General features: G+C 36.7%; 18 protein-coding genes. 9 read left to right on the top strand and 9 right to left on the bottom strand.

Features of this window, described 5'->3' with window-relative positions:
* Positions 1 to 236: 236 nt before the first annotated feature.
* The 4 genes from H5182_RS13950 to H5182_RS13935 form a co-directional block, all read right to left on the bottom strand.
* The gene (locus tag H5182_RS13950; protein WP_404936219.1) at positions 237 to 587 is read right to left on the bottom strand and encodes a DUF7007 domain-containing protein; all 351 of its coding nucleotides are present in this window, start codon (positions 585 to 587) and stop codon (positions 237 to 239) included.
* Positions 588 to 629: 42 nt separating this feature from the next.
* On the bottom strand, positions 630 to 827 hold the full coding sequence (locus tag H5182_RS13945; protein ID WP_182759096.1) for a hypothetical protein: 198 nt from the start codon (positions 825 to 827) through the stop codon (positions 630 to 632).
* Positions 828 to 1,136: 309 nt separating this feature from the next.
* Positions 1,137 to 2,228: a ParB family protein gene (locus H5182_RS13940; protein WP_182759095.1), complete on the bottom strand. Its 1,092-nt coding sequence runs from the start codon at positions 2,226 to 2,228 to the stop codon at positions 1,137 to 1,139.
* On the bottom strand, positions 2,228 to 3,445 hold the full coding sequence (locus H5182_RS13935; protein ID WP_182759094.1) for a ParA family protein: 1,218 nt from the start codon (positions 3,443 to 3,445) through the stop codon (positions 2,228 to 2,230). The genes H5182_RS13940 and H5182_RS13935 overlap by 1 nt, the downstream gene beginning before the upstream one ends.
* A 1,126-nt stretch (positions 3,446 to 4,571) precedes the next feature.
* Between H5182_RS13935 and H5182_RS13930 the strand changes: the two genes are divergently transcribed.
* The 3 genes from H5182_RS13930 to H5182_RS13920 all read left to right on the top strand — a co-directional run bounded on the left by H5182_RS13930 (position 4,572) and on the right by H5182_RS13920 (position 9,205).
* Positions 4,572 to 5,678 carry a hypothetical protein gene (locus tag H5182_RS13930; RefSeq protein WP_182759092.1) on the top strand — a complete coding sequence of 369 codons (1,107 nt, stop codon included), beginning with the start codon at positions 4,572 to 4,574 and terminating at the stop codon, positions 5,676 to 5,678.
* A 1,680-nt stretch (positions 5,679 to 7,358) separates the two neighbouring features.
* Complete coding sequence (locus tag H5182_RS13925; protein ID WP_182759091.1) at positions 7,359 to 8,324, top strand: tyrosine-type recombinase/integrase; 966 nt, start codon at positions 7,359 to 7,361, stop codon at positions 8,322 to 8,324.
* 350 nt (positions 8,325 to 8,674) lie between these two features.
* Positions 8,675 to 9,205 (top strand): hypothetical protein, encoded by a 531-nt coding sequence (locus H5182_RS13920; RefSeq protein ID WP_182759090.1) that lies wholly within the window; start codon positions 8,675 to 8,677, stop codon positions 9,203 to 9,205.
* An 8-nt stretch (positions 9,206 to 9,213) separates the two neighbouring features.
* Here H5182_RS13920 and H5182_RS13915 read toward each other — a convergent pair whose 3' ends face one another.
* Positions 9,214 to 9,642 (bottom strand): hypothetical protein, encoded by a 429-nt coding sequence (locus H5182_RS13915; protein ID WP_182759089.1) that lies wholly within the window; start codon positions 9,640 to 9,642, stop codon positions 9,214 to 9,216.
* A gap of 110 nt (positions 9,643 to 9,752) precedes the next feature.
* Here H5182_RS13915 and H5182_RS13910 point away from each other — a divergent pair, with 110 nt between their 5' ends.
* The 3 genes from H5182_RS13910 to H5182_RS13900 are packed head-to-tail and all read left to right on the top strand — an operon-like array spanning position 9,753 to position 12,053.
* Entirely contained in the window at positions 9,753 to 10,184 is a 432-nt protein-coding gene (locus H5182_RS13910) for a LexA family transcriptional regulator (protein ID WP_182759088.1), read from the top strand.
* Complete coding sequence (locus tag H5182_RS13905) at positions 10,184 to 11,467, top strand: Y-family DNA polymerase (RefSeq protein ID WP_182759087.1); 1,284 nt, start codon at positions 10,184 to 10,186, stop codon at positions 11,465 to 11,467. The genes H5182_RS13910 and H5182_RS13905 overlap by 1 nt, the downstream gene beginning before the upstream one ends.
* A 34-nt stretch (positions 11,468 to 11,501) precedes the next feature.
* Positions 11,502 to 12,053: a hypothetical protein gene (locus tag H5182_RS13900; RefSeq protein WP_182759086.1), complete on the top strand. Its 552-nt coding sequence runs from the start codon at positions 11,502 to 11,504 to the stop codon at positions 12,051 to 12,053.
* Positions 12,054 to 12,378: 325 nt separating this feature from the next.
* Here the strand turns inward: H5182_RS13900 and H5182_RS13895 are convergent, their stop codons facing one another.
* The gene (locus tag H5182_RS13895; protein ID WP_182759085.1) at positions 12,379 to 12,705 is read right to left on the bottom strand and encodes a hypothetical protein; all 327 of its coding nucleotides are present in this window, start codon (positions 12,703 to 12,705) and stop codon (positions 12,379 to 12,381) included.
* A gap of 294 nt (positions 12,706 to 12,999) precedes the next feature.
* Complete coding sequence (locus H5182_RS13890) at positions 13,000 to 14,703, bottom strand: phosphoadenosine phosphosulfate reductase family protein (RefSeq protein WP_182759084.1); 1,704 nt, start codon at positions 14,701 to 14,703, stop codon at positions 13,000 to 13,002.
* Positions 14,704 to 14,902: 199 nt separating this feature from the next.
* On the opposite strand from H5182_RS13890, the gene H5182_RS13885 reads away from it, so the two are divergent.
* The 3 genes from H5182_RS13885 to H5182_RS13875 all read left to right on the top strand — a co-directional run bounded on the left by H5182_RS13885 (position 14,903) and on the right by H5182_RS13875 (position 16,124).
* Complete coding sequence (locus H5182_RS13885) at positions 14,903 to 15,172, top strand: hypothetical protein (protein WP_182759083.1); 270 nt, start codon at positions 14,903 to 14,905, stop codon at positions 15,170 to 15,172.
* A gap of 67 nt (positions 15,173 to 15,239) precedes the next feature.
* Positions 15,240 to 15,575 carry a hypothetical protein gene (locus H5182_RS13880; RefSeq protein WP_182759082.1) on the top strand — a complete coding sequence of 112 codons (336 nt, stop codon included), beginning with the start codon at positions 15,240 to 15,242 and terminating at the stop codon, positions 15,573 to 15,575.
* A 24-nt stretch (positions 15,576 to 15,599) separates the two neighbouring features.
* Complete coding sequence (locus tag H5182_RS13875; protein ID WP_182759081.1) at positions 15,600 to 16,124, top strand: hypothetical protein; 525 nt, start codon at positions 15,600 to 15,602, stop codon at positions 16,122 to 16,124.
* A gap of 15 nt (positions 16,125 to 16,139) precedes the next feature.
* Here H5182_RS13875 and H5182_RS13870 read toward each other — a convergent pair whose 3' ends face one another.
* Positions 16,140 to 16,613 (bottom strand): RES family NAD+ phosphorylase, encoded by a 474-nt coding sequence (locus H5182_RS13870; RefSeq protein WP_182759080.1) that lies wholly within the window; start codon positions 16,611 to 16,613, stop codon positions 16,140 to 16,142.
* On the bottom strand, positions 16,613 to 17,056 hold the full coding sequence (locus H5182_RS13865; RefSeq protein ID WP_182759079.1) for an MbcA/ParS/Xre antitoxin family protein: 444 nt from the start codon (positions 17,054 to 17,056) through the stop codon (positions 16,613 to 16,615). The genes H5182_RS13870 and H5182_RS13865 overlap by 1 nt, the downstream gene beginning before the upstream one ends.
* Between the last annotated feature and the right edge of the window lie 57 nt (positions 17,057 to 17,113).

Genomic DNA, 17,113 nt, shown 5'->3' with positions numbered 1-17,113 from the left:
AGAAGAAATCTAATAAGCACTAATATAAACCAGGATCAATGTAGAAACGTTCCTTCCACTTCTTAGCTGTTTGTTTCCAAGTACCATCAATATTTGGGGCTCTCTTTAAACATAGCACCCAATCCGTTAATGAAGGCGCGTACTCAACGTCAGGGGCAGCGATAGGGTACTTGTTGTTAATAACGCATTCACTTAAATAGCAAAAACACATTGCTCGATTTCATTGAGTTCTCTATTTAGTTTTCATCCTCAACGTGCGGCTTAAAATCTAAGTTTAATTCGGTGTCTATGGTTGTTGTGAACTCGGCAAGAAAATCGATCTCGGCTTGGTTTTTCTTTCGTGGCACTGAATGCGATGTAAATATATTGAGTCTACCTAATGCATGGGCTTTGCCTTGAACAGACGGAAATATTTGCGGGTATGCAAGATAGACAAGTGCAAACGCCTCATCTTCTTCATAATATTCACTATTAAGGGTTAGGTGTGAAGGAATTGCATCAGCAAGCTTTTTCGTCAGTTTTAAACCACCATGCCCGGCAGTCTCAACATCCATTATTCCCTCTACGAGTTTTCTTTGCTCTACTATAAGCCCCTACGGCGATGTGAGTTCAAGTATCGCTCTCCGGTCTTACGGTGAATATCCAACCCCTGCATTTTCCAGCATGTTTAACACCATGCCATGAGAGTAATTATACTTAATGTAGCGCGACAATCTTTCGCCTATGACTTCATGGGCGTTGTTTTCTGCTGTTATGTAAATTGGTTCGTGTGGGCTAGATACATGCTCTATAAGCTCATCCCACTCGTTAAAAAGAACAGTAGCCATGCCTTCGCTTCAATAGAGTGAGCAGGAGTTATTTTAAAGTTATTCATACTTTCTTTTTTTAGTTGTTTATGAGCAGATTTATAGTAGTTGAAAGGTTATCAAAAGCCAAACACTGCAAGCTTGAGGCTATTACGTGGTTGTTAAGAGAGCAGGGTTAACAGAGTAAGTAAAGGAATAACGTGTATTATATCGCTGGAATAATTGCAGGTTTTTATTCGTAAGTGACTGTTTTGAATGTGAATAAAGCATAAATAATCTTTGTATAAAACCCACTAAAAAACCTGCTAATCAGCAGGTTTTTTATCAAGGTTATTGGTTATGTTTTTCCAAGAGCGCTACTATAGCTTCTTCGATTTCTCGTTTGGCTTCTTCAGTAATTTTGTCAAATGTATAACTTACCTTTCTACCCTTTTCTGTTTTTTTAGCTGTTCTTTGATTACCCTTACAGTCAAACAGTTTAGTTGTAACAGCTTTATCCTTCGGTTTGGCAGTAAGTTTTTTGTTTGTATTTTTAATAAGAGTTAAAACAGCACTTTTATATTCATCGGCCGCAAGGTTGTCATCTATGCTAATAATTTCAGTTTCGATTTCATCTATAAATCCATCAAGAAAATTGTTACTTTCAAGTTCGTCTTGCACTTGCTTTAGAAGTTTATAGTCAGCAATAGCGAGCGTGTTCAGATCAGGGAAAAGCGTTAGCATTTCCTTTTTTACTGAAGCAGCAGTGAGTGCTTTACTTATTAAGCTTTGGCTAACACCGAGCTGTTCTGCTAATGCAGTTTGATTTAAGGTTTCGCCAGTCTCATTAAAGTGATTATCTTTAATCAACTGACAACGCAAACCAACATCCCTTAAGCTATGCTCCTTTGCCGATTGAAGCTCTTTAGCTAACGCTTTAGCATCACTGACGCTTATATCTTCGCTAGAAACGAGAAGGTGAAACTCTTTAATCGCTCCTTCTTCATATAAAAAACGGGCACGCCTACGTGAGCCGTCTAATATATCCATCTTTCCATCAAGTAACCTTGCAATGGCCGGTGTATATTGTTGCGTAAGAATTGAGTTTAGATCTTGCAATGACTCAAGGGTTAAATCGTCTTGGAATCGCCCGTTCACCTCAAACGTGACGGTTGTATTATCGCGTACTTCTTCATAAGACAATGTAACAGGTGTAAATTCTACTTTTTTACCTGACCTCAAAGTCCATATTTTACTTTCCCCAACTGAACTTAAACCAAAGAACTCTTTAAGCACTGCATTTGTATTTTGATTTGAGTTTTCAATTGCAGATTTTAGATCCTTTGATAAATGCTGTATTTTACTTATTGCTGCGTCTACTATCGCATCTTCTCCACCCGGTACACCACCTGTAGGATTGTTAAAGCCACGTTTCTTAGCCATTATTTTTCCTCCTTACTGCTTTCACGCCATACTTTTGCAATATCTCTATATACCTGACTCGTTACTTCATACCCATTTACTTGAGCTTTTAGGAATGAAGATTTACTTTTGTCGTATTCACTTTTGGACATATCGAAGACAGTAGCCATTGATGCTTGACAATTAGAAACCGCCTCAGATGCTTTAAACTCTTTTGAGTATAAATAGTCCGAGAAATCATCACATAAACCAGTCATCAATCCTGTCGTTGTTGTTGAGCCTTCTTTAAAATTTGTAAGTAGCATTTTCATAAAATCGAAGCCGGGATGACCTGCTTTTTTTAAAATAGCCCACACTTGCTGAATAAATTCAAAGTAAGAACTTGTGGCATCAATATCGCTTTCAGTTACACCTAATGGGTAGATAATACCCGTAGCCGCGTAGTAAGCATTGTACGTTGGGAAGCCTAGGCTCGGCGGGGTATCTATGATAATTATATCAAATTCACTTTCAACTTCATTGATAATGTTTTTCAAAATTGAATACGGGTTTTCAATTTTATTATTTATAACTTGTTCGTGAAACCAGTTGTCTAAAGCTCTATCTGATTGTGCAGCCGGTAGGATACGTAAATTTGGTATTGTTGTTGGTAAGAATGCATTTGAGATCACTTGCTGCTTTGTTTCACCTTCGTCTAGCTCATAGTTCCCAGTAATCAAATCACCAGATGATAGCTCACCCAACGCCTCTGACTTCGTAGCGTAAAAGGTGGTTAATGTTGCTTGTGCATCCATATCAATTAGGCCAATGCGAAATTCTTGATGGAACTCTGTTGCTAGGCAAGAAGCTAGTGTAGCTGCAGTAGCTGTTTTAGCTACGCCACCTTTTTGATTTTGTATCGCGATTACTTGGAGTTTTTGATTTAAGCCACGGTGGAATTTTTCCGCTTTTCTCAAATCTTGAGGCATTAGATCACGTACCTTGTATATTTCTTCTAAGTCCAGTGACCACTGAGAATCATCATGTCTGCGAGGGTCGATGTTAGCTAATTTTGTGTATTTATCTATAGTAGCCGCATGTACACCTAAATAGTCTTTGCTTTCATTACGAGTGAAGTTGCGAAGTTGTTTTTGGTTATTACTCAACAATCTTCTATTACGTGCTTCTTTATGATTGGTTGCGCCTACACTTAAATTATAAAAATCTCTATCAGTTTTAGCTACTTTTTCTGAACTCATGAAAAACCTCATACTTAACAATTATTCTAGTAAAGTGATAGTACATAATATGTATAACCGTGTATACCGATTTTTGTAATATGAGTCATTTTTTGATACATGAGTCGTGCATTGGTGTGTGGGCAATTATTCCCATATATATCGCGATTCCAAAATGCTGAAAACGCAATAAAATGATTATGATTAATGAAATAAAGTACTTAGTCAATTCTGTAAAGTGGCTTTATCCGTGCGTAATGACGTCAGGCAACTCAGTGGCCATAAAAAATAGAGCCGATTGGTTATTGCATTTGTCATCGTGTCTTATCAAAAGTCGTTTAAATGCAGAGCATGTGTTCTGTATTGATTACAGTTTTTTGCAGAAAAGTAGAATAGTGTCTTCATTTTTTTACACTTTTATTAAACTATCATTTCTTTCTTAAAATTTTTACACATTAAATATGTATACTTCTGAAACACTCATAAATTTAATGTTGTAACAACTTGATTTAAAACACATTAAATGCTTGTTTGATAGTTTGAAAAAATGTGGCTGGCTTATTGCAGAAATTGAGTATGTGACAAACAAAAACTGGAGAAAATGTATGTCTATTACAACAAAGCGTTATGCTTATGCTTTTGTATCAATTTTTTGCCAATTATTTTTTTACGCTGCAATTATAAAGTTTGGAAATAGTGAAGATATAGCTAGAATTGTATATATTTTAATCAACACAATTAGTATGTATTTGTATATAAAAGCTCTTATTACAGATATAAATTATCACGGAATTTATTAACAAAATTTCGTAAAAACTGCGAAAGTTAGTGCGAAAGCTTTCGCGTTTTTTTTCTGTATTTAACATGGATATTTTACAGTTATTGATATTTTTATTTCTGTAAATTTAAATTAAAATAACTAACCTAGTTGGTGGTTAAGTATAAAGCTCCATATAAACAATGATTTATATGGCTTTCTTTGCTTTTGGTGTCTGGTTTTAAGTTCGTTCATATTGTAATTAATTGCGAAACTATTCCCTCGCTAATGGCGAAATTGTTTCGCGATAAGAGCGACATTATTTGCCGTAATTGCCTATATGAACAAGCGTGTGTATAATTCAATCATGTTTAAAAGTAGGTAATACCAATGTCTGCAAAAACCACTTCATTAAATCACAAAAAAATGATTCATGAGTTGTGTAATAACTTAGTAAAAAAAGGTATTGAGCCTAACATTCCTATGCTTTTGTCGTTGATCCCTGAAATTAAAAGCACGAGCACAGCTCATAAACACTTACTATCTTGGAAGACTATTAGGGCCCAAGAGCAAAAGGAATGGTTTGATAACAAATTTGCATTGTCATCTAACTTTGCACAATCGTTTATGGATGAATTGGCGCTAAAGGAAAAAGAGGCAGAACTACGCTATAAAAACCAATTTAATGAAGCTAATAGTCAGCGTTTAATAGCCGAGCAAGAACTATCACAATTCAAAGCTGAATATGAGGCATTGAGTCTTAAGCAAGTGGCAAGCGAAACAAGGATAGAGCTACTTGAGAGGCAGTTAATGCAGAGTCGAGAGCTTGCTAATGAAAATCAAGAAAATGATGCACAATATCAAAAAGCTCTGGAGGAACTGACTCGCACGCATTCTCTGGCCGTAAAGGAGCTAGATACACAAATTGAACAGTTGAGAACAAAAAATCTGTCTAGTAGTAGGTTGAACCAAGAACTAGTAGAAGAGCTAACTTCACAGAAAGCATTAGCTAGTGAAAGCAAGGCTCTCGCACAAACGCTAGATGAAAGAAACGCTAAATTACTCTTAAGTAATGAAGCCCTTATAAAGCAGAATGAAAAAGTTAATGCAGAGCTTGAAGATGCTACCCAGGCGCTAGAAGACAATAAAAATAAAGTTAATGAACTCACCGAAGTAAAAACTGCATTACAAAACGAACTAAAAACGCTGAAAGCTTCTAATTTAGCTTTACAGGAAGAAACTGACAATTTTGAAATTTATAATAATGATATAAGCCCTAATCACATTAATTTAAATGAGATAGCGGAATCAGAAGATAAACATTTAACTGCGTTAAATGATGAAAATTTAGCATTAACCAAAGAACTCGAATCTGTAAAATCTGCGCTAAAAGAGACAGATGCCAAATTACAGGATACTTACACGCATAAGATGAACTTGTTAGTTGAAGTAAAAAAACAGAAGACAGCTATAGATTTACTATGCAAAAGAAAGTAGGAACTACTAAATATGATTAGTTTAATATTGGCAAATGTTGACCCTCTTTGGGTTGTTTTTGGGATCGTCGCTTGTGCCGTGCTTGGCATCCTTATTCTGTGGTTTGGCAGTGTTAATACAGGTAAATTGGAAGGATGATAAAAAAGATTACTGAATGGCGAGTAGGGAACACCCTCTTCATTAGATGGTCAAATGGAAAGGTTAGTGCAGTCGGCAAGTCAAATAAGTAGGTCAATAATTCCATAGTTTATATTGGTGATATTAAAAATAAAAACAATGGCTTATAACTAATTCGGGTATATATTTAAATGTTAATAATGTTGGTTTTTCTATCGGTTTTAGTAACTGGCTCTTACACGTTATCAAAGCTAATCAGTGGAGCGCTGGGTGTCTTTGTCTTTTCTGTCGCATCATGCTCGTTCTTCAGTTGGAGATACTTCACTACTGATGCTTACACCAATGCCACCAATATTTTTGAAACAACTTTAAATTCATTAAGTGAGATTAACTTACCTGCAGCTATTATTACGTTTGTTGTATCAATTTTATCGGGCCTTTATGGCCACAAGCTAATAATTTGAAGCTAGTAAAGATAACTAATATAAGCGCGCTTTTCATATTTATAGAGTTGTGTATAATTATTAATAGACCTGACAGGAGATATTTATGAGTACAATTCAAATTGCGACAGTTATTGTCATAACTATTACAATATTTACACTTGCTGGTGGTTTGTATGTGTTAAAGAATAAAATTAAACATTAAATACCGCTGCGTCGTTCATTTGCATCTATTTCAGAGAAGTCCTGATGCCAGGATAGAACTAACAATCCTCACGAACCCATTCACATCAAGCCATCTAAATCCTTGTACTTTATAGTTAGCATTAATAGAATTCTCATTTTCTGAATAAAAAATGAATTAGAACCACTATATTCGCCCTTTCTAGCTTAGTAGCCTAGATAATAAACTGTGACATAATTTAGAAACAATCTGTCCAGAAGGGTTGGTTCATGGTAGTTTTTTTATTTGTTGTAATTTATTTGATTAGTCATTTATGTACTTTTTATATTTATAAAAAGTGTAATTTTATGGAGGGCCCGAACGGTGCGATTTATTTACTATCGTGTTATGTAAGTCAATTGATCATACCTTTGTTTATATTACTACTATCCTTAATATTGTCGGGTGTGGCACACAATTTATTTGTTGCGCGAATTGCAGAGTATTTGACTGCGTGCTTAGGTTTAATTTTGTTCACCACCATTAATGTAATGATTTTTAGTGTTAAAAGTAAAAAAAACAGTTAAATTTATATTTTAAAAACTTAGGTGAGTTGGCCTGAGTTTTTTATTTAAAGCTCAATTTAACATAAAAATAGGTATCGTAAATAAACATTTACAAGAGTTATTTTTAACATGAAGAAGTTACCTGTTATAGTGGGGGTGTGTAGAGACAATAAAGTTTGTAACCTTGGGGTGAAGCGATCACCCCAAGGTTACAGAGTTTATTGTTCCTGCACAGGGGGGGGGGTTGACATTAAAGTTTGCCCGCTAATATCTAGGGTTATATCGGTGGCGGTAAAGTGTTTAATTATGATGTACGGGTTAAATTTAAAGATTAACAATGAAGCATTTTATTTTAATTGCACTAAAACAAAACACATAGAAGGGTTAAGCTTTGACACGATTTGCAAAAGAATTATTTGAAATTCGTCATGATTTGGTTGCTGCCAATAGCATGTATAAAAAGACAGTTATATACAAAGATGTGAAATGTCCGATATATAATTATATTTTATCTCTTAACTCTGAAGCCTCAAAAGAAACGGCTGCACGTGTGCTGAAAGCTGTGGCGAAGCATATTGGCAGAGATTCAATCTATGATATTAATTGGCAAAACTTCAATGCTACTGCATTAAATACTCTGATTAATAGCTTCAAGTCTAATGAAAATTATTCGCCAAAAACAATTACACTCTACATTGCAATTGTTAAACAAGTTGTTGAGCACGCTTACTTACTTGGAAAAATGAGTGCTCTACAGCGTGACGCTATTAAAATGGTGAAGCCTAAAACGGGCTCAAGGAATAAAGAATATAACCTGCTGGATCATCATGGAGTAGAGTCGTTATTAGGAATGATTTCTAAAAAAACTTGTGAAAATGCTTCAAAGATTCGCGATTATGCAATATTTTCAGTGTTACTGCGTTGTGGCTTACGTCGGCAAGAAATTGTTAATTTGAAAATAGGTGATGTTGGAGACAAGGCATTACGGGTGATAGGTAAAGGTAATAAAGAACGAAAAGTTGCACTGCATCCTGTTGTGTTAGAGGCGATAAATACATGGCTTGATATTCATTTGTATTCTAATAAAGATGAGCCGCTTTTTGTACGGATTCTAAAGGGTGGTCATTTGCAAAAAAAAACCATGAGTGCCGATGCGATTTTTAAATTATGCTGTAAATATGAAGCTCCACCTCCGCACTCTTTACGTCGTAGTTACGCCACCAACCTGTACAACAGAGGTGTGCCTATCAAGAAAATTTCTCTCTTGCTTGGCCACAACCAGGTCTCTACGACCGAGTTATACGTTCGAGTGAATGATGAAGATCTATATCAAGAAGTTATAGATAATTTATTGTGAATATATATTTTATCTAATGATATCATGTGTTTTTTACTATTTTTATGACTTTAGAGGTGGGGGGTGGGGAGACTTGTTTTTACTTTAGTTTCAACTGTTTTTTTATCCACATTTGCTAATGCCAAGCCTATTTTAATAAGATATCAAAACTACGCCAAATCAAGAGCTTACCTTAAAGAGTTCAATCAACAAAGTTGCAACTTCAATAGTATAAAGAAAACGAATGATTTTTGAATGATCGTTGGTGTTATCGCCCTTATTTACAAGGGCACTATTCATGCGCTCTAAATTTTAATTTTTTTTATATAACTTGTGATAATAGCCTTTTATTTTTTGTGAGAGCGCATTAGATGGATAATCATAAATTAGAGCGTCAAGAGGATATGCTTAAGCGAGCTGCTGCGCTGGCTATATTTGCCGCTATTGCTTTGGGCGCTTATATGGCATCCCCTTTAAACACTACTACTGACATACCAACTTTGAAATTTGGTGTGAATGATGTAATTAAACATAAATTAATAGAGTTAAGTCCAATTAATGTTGAAAAGAACACTGCATACTTTACGATTAATTGCAGAAATTTTGACATAGGTACACATAGCTATTTTGTAACATCTAAAGGCTCATCAAGGCATGATGAAGTGGCCATGCTTAATTGCCCAAGCGAAATGCACTATCTGGACTGCCCAGATTTTACAGTTTACTACAAAGCAAACTTGGCTCATGTTGATGTAATTAAGGGATATAGAGAGCAATATTCGGCTCAAACAGTTAAGAATTGTGCCATTAATGCTATTTTATATGCCCCTACTAGAATACGCCCTTTGGATGCTAACACGCAAAAAGAGAGCGAAAACAAGGCAAGCTGGGATGATGTGTGATCAGCGGGTTAAGTTTTTTGATTTAAATAATCATAAATACTCACATCCATATGTGGGCTGGCTTTTATGCGCTTAGCTATTGTGGTGTTTTTCTTTGACCACCTTGAAAGCGCAGTCATAAAGTTTATTTTACGAGAGCCATATTTATTAGTAAATGGCGCCTCGAACGAATTTTTATAACGATTAATACCAAACTCACTTTGTAGTTGGTTGAATTCGGTCTCCGTAAATGAAGCGATGTTTAAAACATTCTCGTCTTTAAACCGGGTTAAACACCAGCCTTCTTGGAGTTGTACTATTGAGCTATGTAACAACTCAGCCTTACAGCTAAAATTGTCACTAAGGAGTATTAGCCCATACGCCTCATGAGCTATCAATGAAAATTCTACATGAGCTATTTTAGTAGAGTAGACACCATAGGATTTTGGTATTCGCATAACGCCTCAATTAGCTAGAATAATTAATCAAAGTGTAACGTAAAAACAAAGCTTGCATGTATTAATTGTTGGCCATAAAATAACTGTATATTCAACCAGTGGTTTTGTGTATGCAGCCAACGCCTATCATCAAGTCTCTCAACGTATTTTCACTTTCTGAATTTAAACCCTCAGCAGGCTTTCCAAACCCAGCGGAAGATTGTTTAACTCAACCTATTAGTCTTGATATGCTGTTAATGGCGCGGCCGAACAGTTCATTTCTGTTTAAAGTCGCTGGCGATAGCATGGTTCCAGACATTCAGGATGGGGCAATCATTATCGTCGATAAATCTCTAAAGGCCACTTCCGGTAAAGTCGTTCTTGCAACACTTGATAACGAGTTTGTTGTTAAGCGTTTAAAGTTAGAGCCCGAAAACAACAGGGCTATATTTCAAAGCTCGAATACAGAGTACGAGCCAATCGTGGTCGAATTTGATGATGAGAATAATTGGGATGAAAATGTTATATGGGGCGTTGTCACTAGCGCTATAAGCATTTTTTGATGTGGGTTCTCTGTGATATTAACGCTGCATATGTTTCATTTATTCAGCTATTTAATCCGCAATACGATATTAATACCACGCCGCTTGGTGTGTTAAGTTCAAACCAAGGCAATGTTATAGCGCGAAATCAACCCATGAAAGCGCTAGGTGTAAAAATGGGTGAGCCCCACTTTAGAATCAAAGAATTAATTCAAAACAGCAATGGTCATGTGTGGGGCAGTAATTTTACTTTGTTTGGAGATATGAGCAATCGTTTTCACACAGAACTAGAAGAATTACTATTTGACTGCCACCGCTACTCAATTGATGAAAGCTTTGGCCGTATTGACACGGCCATGGCACCAAATCCTAAATCATACGCTTTACATATTAAAAATACGTTAGCTAAGAACTTGGGCATTGGTGTGGGTGTCGGTGTCGCGCACACAAAAACACTTGCTAAACTTGCTTCTCATGCAGCTAAACTTAATGCATGGAAAGCCAAAACCAATAGTGTAGCTGTGCTCGATACCCCTGAAAAGGTTGATTGGGTACTTAAAAGAGTCAAAGCAAGCGATATATGGGGAGTCGGTTCAAAAACGGCGGGAAAGCTTACTTTGCTGGGTGTTAATACCGGTTTGGAATTAAAAAATTTTAATGTTGTAGAGGCGAAACAAAAGTTTGGTGTCGTTTTATCACGTACTATACAAGAGCTCAACGGTATAAATGCAGTGCAGCTAAAGGATCTTAACGAAGGCCGTGATAGCATTTGTGTTTCTAGAAGCATGGGTAAGCTTGTTACAGATTTAAATGAGCTTAAAAGTGCGCTGTCTTCACACGTTTCTACTGGAGCGGGTAAATTACGGCGGTTTGAGTTGTTCACCAATAGCATGACAATATTTGTTTCAACGGATGTGTTTAGGCTGTCTCAGCCACAGTTACGTAAAAGCATTGAAGTGAAGTTGCCTTTTCATTGCGCAGATTCGGACGTATTAATTAGATACGCAATGTTTGCTTTAGAAAAGATTTACCAGGAGGGCTATCAGTTCAAAAAAGTTGGCGTTATCTTCAATCAGTTATTATCAAAGAATGACAATATTCAACTAAATTTGTTTAATGATTCTGGTGATTTCACCGTTAATAAAATGACTACGGTAAGTGATGAAATAAATAGTAAGTTTGGCAACAATGTCATTAGGTTTGGCGTGCAGGGTTTCAAGCAAAGTTGGAAGCCAAGAGACGACCTGGCACCAAATAGCTACACAACCAACTTCAATGAATTACCGGTAGCACTTGCTAAGTAATAGTAAGTGTCGAATTGGCTGCAGGAGAATACCAATGTTACTAAAGCTTTTGAAAGAATTATTTGAAAATCGGCCAACTGATGGTGAGCATGTTGAAGAAATTAACTCAAAAGAAGAGGTCCTATCACTGCCTGAACCCATACGTATTAATGAACGGTTATATGAGCACTTTTCAATGCTTACAATGCACGATGGTCAACTACCCTTGTATTTATACCACGGTGGTGCGCATAAACCTGGTAAACCAGTAAAAGGGACGTTGTGGCTTAGTGATAATCAACTTGATGCTAAGAGATATGCTAACTTTGGTTGCAGCAACATACCGAATCATGAACCGATTGTTTTTAAAACTCAACCAAGCACAACCCTAAAAATGCTAAGTTTTCCGGGGAACCACGTTGAAATATTATTTAAAATTTATGGTAGGGCATGGTCACACTCTGAATTTCATAAAGACCTTGTTCAAATCCAGAATGCTGGAAAAATTGATTTTGATGGTTTTTATAGACCCAAAACTCATGAATATTTTGTACTAAATGTAGAAGATAGTTTGCACTTTCTTGAGGAAGAATGCATTACAGATTAAAATGTCACCTTTGGCTTTGGCGCTTTATTTGTCTTCGCAGGCCGCGCCAGAGCCACCCTAAGTATTTCCAAAACTGAATGATATAGATATTTCCCCAATACGTTTAATCTTCTATAAGTACTCACCATTCACATTAAAGCAAATGTTTTGAACGGTATCACAGAGCTTTGGGTGCCTGTACCTCGTACTTCAATGTTAAGTTGATTCCCTTTAAAAATCTGAAATATTCCAGCAACTAGAAAAGTACCGCCAGTTGCTGAAACCGCAGTTGTACCGGCATTATGTTCACTGAGCTTAAAATTAGGTGCAACAGTTACTCCTACATCTAATCCTCACTAAACGGTAATGGAAGGGCGCAAGTTAATATATCAGGTCTATCACTAGATATTTTCTTAGAAGCCCACTGAATTGAACCGTCTTTTCCACGGACCTTGAGATACCGTCCTGAAATTTGATCGTTATCCTCAGTATCAAACATGCCTTTTACTATCACGCTAATGACCGATCGAATGTCTGATTGTGAAGTGACGTTCATAAGCCATTGCGCGGTCGGTAATCCGGTACCTGAAAGCCCAATCTCGAATTTAAAATAATTAGATGCTTGGTTCTTCTCATGAAGATCTTCGCTAAGTTGATTTAATTGCGTACCCATAAAAATTACTCCTCGTTATATGTGCTTCTTCAAGTCTAACTCAATGTACAACGGTAAATTTAAAGTGCAGACCAAGGAAGTGTAATGTAGAGCTACTATTACTATCATAATGCAACCTCGGTTTTCCTTCACCTTTAGGTTGCTCCCTTAACAGTCGCTTCACTGGTCTGTTTTTAAGTACCATAAATTACACTTAAGAGCCATATTCCCATGCAATATAATATTTCAACTCTAAAAGTCAAACCCTGCATAAAACCCCCTCATACAAGGGTGAGAACTCTGCAGTGCACTGCTTTAAAATAAACATAACTGAGGTTTATCATCGTTTTGACTGGGCAATGAATCCACATCATTTACTTTTGTTGGGAATTGCAAGTAATAGTCCTCAGCTTTAATACTATTTGCGGTTAAATAATTTACCAGTTGAGCTATTTTACACTGGTTATGAAGCCGGTAAAGCTGACTTTGAGGCATCTGTATAACACCAAGGTTTATCATATCCTTTAATATTATAGTTGGGCAGACTCCAGTTTTAAGTGCATTATTATCTAAATATAATGGAAAAATTTCCTCAACATATTCCCAAGCTTTCCCGTTCTCTCCAATAGTGAACTTCTTTACGTTATCAAAAGGTAGCGTTAAAAAAGAGTCATAAGCACTGGATACGCGATGAGGGCTTTGGAGTAAGTTTTCCTCCTCATCAGTAACCAAACCTACTGCGCCGATATTATCGATTGCGTCTGCAATATCAAAGTAGCGCTCACTGTCACCGATCGCTGCTGCTTTAGGTTCAACATACTCAGTTTTAGGTATACCGTAACGATTACCCAATGTGTGCACATCATGCCAAGCTTTGATTGCCTGACCAGGCCAATTTTCACCACCTTCTCTTGCAAAGTAAAATTGAATTGCAACAATGCTAGGGTAATCTATCAGCTGAAACTTAGGGTCTTCGCCTGCTTCCTCCGCTCTTTCAATTTCTAGTGCATCTAATGTTAATGTGAATTGCAGCAATTTCATACGGTATTCAATTGAGTAGTCATTAAAAGAGAGTTTAATAAATTTATTGTTTAGTAATTTCTTACTATATCTAGCACGAGTTAGCTCTAAATCATTAAGAGTATTAAACATATAATTTCTCAACTCTAAAATTCCTGACATATACCCGTATTGTTTATTAGAGGTTTGAATTTGATTTTTTAAGCTTAAATCTTCTTTAACAAGACTACACAAAGTACAGCCAAATCTGGACGAACACGGCTTATTATTTACAGTTGAGTTACCTACAAGTAGATCACAAGTTCCCGAATTTCCTGCGCTATAATGCATTCTTAAATTAGCCGTTAGATCTTCACCAAAAGATTCAACATCACCATTTTCAATTTTATTAATAAGCTGCCAAACATCATTTATCGTCCAATCTTTTATCGGCGCAAGTTTGTAGCCCATATCTGTTAATGTAACTACGTCAATTGTTTCATTTCGTAGGTCAAGCGCTACCGCTCGTGCTTTGGATTCCGAGGAGCGGGAGCCTGACAGATTTAATATTTTATCTGTTTGATACTTAGATTTCAGTTGCTTAGTAAAATCGATTAAGGGGGTTATTTTCCAATCTGATGTGCATTGCCGTCTGCCAACCTGATTATTCATTGTTCTTAACAAAAGGCCGCGACCGATATACTGAACGAGAGGCCTTGATTGCGTCTTAGGCTGTATAAAAGTTGATACAATTGGTAAGTTGAACTCTTCCCCGTACGACTCTAAAGCTAAATGACAATCTTTTAGAAAATCCATTATTTCAAAATTGTCTATTGTTGTATCAACCGTAGTAACATGTAGTGGCCCAACATTAGGATTAACCAACACCGCCTGCTTTAGCGCTTCCGCAGCACAGTGCGCTACACAAAAGGAGTCCTTGCCGCTTATACCTACTTGGGGTACGTAGCCCCTCAAATACAAATCTCTTAATGTAGAAATTGTTTTACTAACTTTGGACATTTTATTATGCACCCTAATAATAATTTTTATCCAAGTTAGCATCTATCATAAATTGCGCTACTCATTCAAAATTAAGGTAACTAAAAGTTATACAAAACCAAAACAAGCAATTAATAATTAACGTTGTTACCGCTTTTTAAAGTGTAGGAAAAACACTAGATAAGCTACACTGTGTAAAAAAACAGTTAACGGTGGTTTTATGTCATTTGATGATGGATTAAAGTCAGGCAATTACTCTAAAAACCCCTACAGTGAAGATAGTGCGGAGTTTGATAGTTTTGAAAGAGGATGCACTCAAGCACTTAAAAGAGGTATATTAAATATAGACAGGTTACGAGCAGACGTTGACTACTACAGTAGTAATAGACCAGCGTTTATTGATATGTCTGAGTTAAAAGGCTCTAAAGTCATTGATGGAAATAATTTAGAGCCGCTTTCAAATAGCTATGCGCGTGCTAAAGGTTATTGAATATGCTTGTTTACTCTAATTAGTTTTTTATATAGCTTAGATTTTCACGCAAACAATGGATAAATTCGTGACTATTTACGGAAAGAAAAAGTCAAATGTTGATGTACGTGTCCCAACCCGAGCCGAACTAAAGCGAATAGGGCTTTCAACAGGCGTTGTGTTATGTGTGTTTGTTGTCAATAAAACAGACACAGATGAATATTTAGCTTTCTCTGAGCCAATGGGCAGTGAGTATAAACGAGGGTGGGGTAGTACCCCCGAAGCAGCTCAAGTGTATTCAAATCCCAAAAATGCATTGAGCGCTATAACTGGTTACGATAAAGGGGTTATTGAAAGATGCCCTTTGTTTGAGCATAAGAAACAAATTTTTGTTTGGCCAATGCCTGATGAAGCTTTTGAGTAGTTAACTTTAAAAGGAACTTTTAGTATGACAGTAACTAAATGCAATTTAACCATTGATGATATTTTTGGTGAGGGCGCTGTTGATGCCCCGAAATATTTAGCGCCAGAATCCAGGGCAAGAAACTTAGCTTTGTTTTCTTCGTTCCCTGAGCGATTAGCAAGAACTAGAATAGAAAAATTCAATTTTTACTCTGTACAAGAAATTCCCATATGCTCCAAATATAAGCCACCAACTAAGTTAAGGTTCATCAAAACAGATCAGAAATTTTGTGGCTCTAAACTGGTGACCATAAGCGTTGGTATAAAAAAGCTAATAGCGTTTAATGAAGAGCACTTTTTGAGCTTGCACGCCGAACGATACGATAAAGTTAAAAATGCAATTGCTAACGGTGAAATTGATATGCCAATGGTTTATTTATCAGAAGAAAAATTGCCGTATGTTGGTGACGGTAGGCATCGTATTATTGCGTTACATAAATTCGACTTTTCATCAGTGGAGGTAATGGTACCTGCCGATAAGGTAGATACCATAAAGAAGTGTTTCTTATAATCAATAATTTATTTACTACAGCTTAGTAGCTAGACGATTTGGGTAAACAAAGTCAGAACAGTCAATGCATTTAATTTTACTTGCATCGGAATGTTGGGGATTGATAATAAAGTTATATTCTTCTGGACATAGACTTGACGGCACTTGGAGTACAGCAGCCTCTTCGGACATTAAATAGTCACTCCCAATTGACTGAGTATCCGCAGCATACGGGTATGCGTTCCAACCCGCAGGAAGCTCACCCTCAACCAATCGCTTTACCTTCAAAGTATCTGGAATTTGTATAATAACGACACTTAGATTTTCTTTAAGAATTTCTTGAGAGTCATTAACTAACCGCTCAAGCATTGCCAGTGAGCGTGTTGATGCGGTATAAACAATGGGTGCACCGGCATAATGCCATCTGCCCTCCGCTACCATGCCGCCTAACCCTGAAAGACAGTTGCTCACATTGTTATATTGCTTAGGACCTATACGATAAACAATCATTACGCGGTAAATCCATACTGTAGTCCGTTAATAACTCTTCGTATCAATTCGCGCCCACGGATACTGTTCATCATTGAACGCGGTGGTTGATTATCAAATTGGACGTTCGGCGTGTCTAGCCACGTATTCCAGTTGTCGATATTACCAAAATATCCCGCACCAAAGCTTGATAATCTTGCTACTTCTAGCGCATTCTCGCTGATCTGTTTATTTAAGGGCTTTTCTTTGTTGCGTAACAAAGTGCGTTCAGTCGTCCCCAGTGCTTTGGCTATAACACCCATTTCCCAATGCATTAACGTAGAAAAAGCACGCAAACCGGCTGTTGTGATCCCGATTTGTGCTGTGGCTATTTCAGCCATGGGGTTTGAGTGTGTATTTAATTTACCAAGCGTGACGACATTGAGAAAGTCGGGCCGTGTGCTTTTATGTTGTAGTGTACTCATTAGAAACTTACCATTTAAGACATCTGTCTTTTATTGTAGTGACATTTGTCCGTTTTC

The organism is Pseudoalteromonas sp. SG44-17 (assembly GCF_014164235.1).
In the GTDB taxonomy this organism is placed as follows: domain Bacteria; phylum Pseudomonadota; class Gammaproteobacteria; order Enterobacterales; family Alteromonadaceae; genus Pseudoalteromonas; species Pseudoalteromonas rhizosphaerae.
Note: the sequence above shows the minus strand (reverse complement) of the source record. Positions and strands in the feature narration are given on the sequence as shown.

Excerpts from the sequence above, each read along its gene's own strand:
- H5182_RS13945 (WP_182759096.1), bottom strand. The coding sequence starts at position 827 with ATGGCTACTGTTCTTTTTAACGAGTGGGATGAGCTTATAGAGCATGTA.
- H5182_RS13940 (WP_182759095.1), bottom strand. The coding sequence starts at position 2,228 with ATGGCTAAGAAACGTGGCTTTAACAATCCTACAGGTGGTGTACCGGGT.
- H5182_RS13935 (WP_182759094.1), bottom strand. The coding sequence starts at position 3,445 with ATGAGTTCAGAAAAAGTAGCTAAAACTGATAGAGATTTTTATAATTTA.
- H5182_RS13930 (WP_182759092.1), top strand. The coding sequence starts at position 4,572 with ATGTCTGCAAAAACCACTTCATTAAATCACAAAAAAATGATTCATGAG.
- H5182_RS13920 (WP_182759090.1), top strand. The coding sequence starts at position 8,675 with ATGGATAATCATAAATTAGAGCGTCAAGAGGATATGCTTAAGCGAGCT.
- H5182_RS13915 (WP_182759089.1), bottom strand. The coding sequence starts at position 9,642 with ATGCGAATACCAAAATCCTATGGTGTCTACTCTACTAAAATAGCTCAT.
- H5182_RS13910 (WP_182759088.1), top strand. The coding sequence starts at position 9,753 with ATGCAGCCAACGCCTATCATCAAGTCTCTCAACGTATTTTCACTTTCT.
- H5182_RS13905 (WP_182759087.1), top strand. The coding sequence starts at position 10,184 with ATGTGGGTTCTCTGTGATATTAACGCTGCATATGTTTCATTTATTCAG.
- H5182_RS13900 (WP_182759086.1), top strand. The coding sequence starts at position 11,502 with ATGTTACTAAAGCTTTTGAAAGAATTATTTGAAAATCGGCCAACTGAT.
- H5182_RS13895 (WP_182759085.1), bottom strand. The coding sequence starts at position 12,705 with ATGGGTACGCAATTAAATCAACTTAGCGAAGATCTTCATGAGAAGAAC.
- H5182_RS13890 (WP_182759084.1), bottom strand. The coding sequence starts at position 14,703 with ATGTCCAAAGTTAGTAAAACAATTTCTACATTAAGAGATTTGTATTTG.
- H5182_RS13885 (WP_182759083.1), top strand. The coding sequence starts at position 14,903 with ATGTCATTTGATGATGGATTAAAGTCAGGCAATTACTCTAAAAACCCC.
- H5182_RS13875 (WP_182759081.1), top strand. The coding sequence starts at position 15,600 with ATGACAGTAACTAAATGCAATTTAACCATTGATGATATTTTTGGTGAG.
- H5182_RS13870 (WP_182759080.1), bottom strand. The coding sequence starts at position 16,613 with ATGATTGTTTATCGTATAGGTCCTAAGCAATATAACAATGTGAGCAAC.
- H5182_RS13865 (WP_182759079.1), bottom strand. The coding sequence starts at position 17,056 with ATGAGTACACTACAACATAAAAGCACACGGCCCGACTTTCTCAATGTC.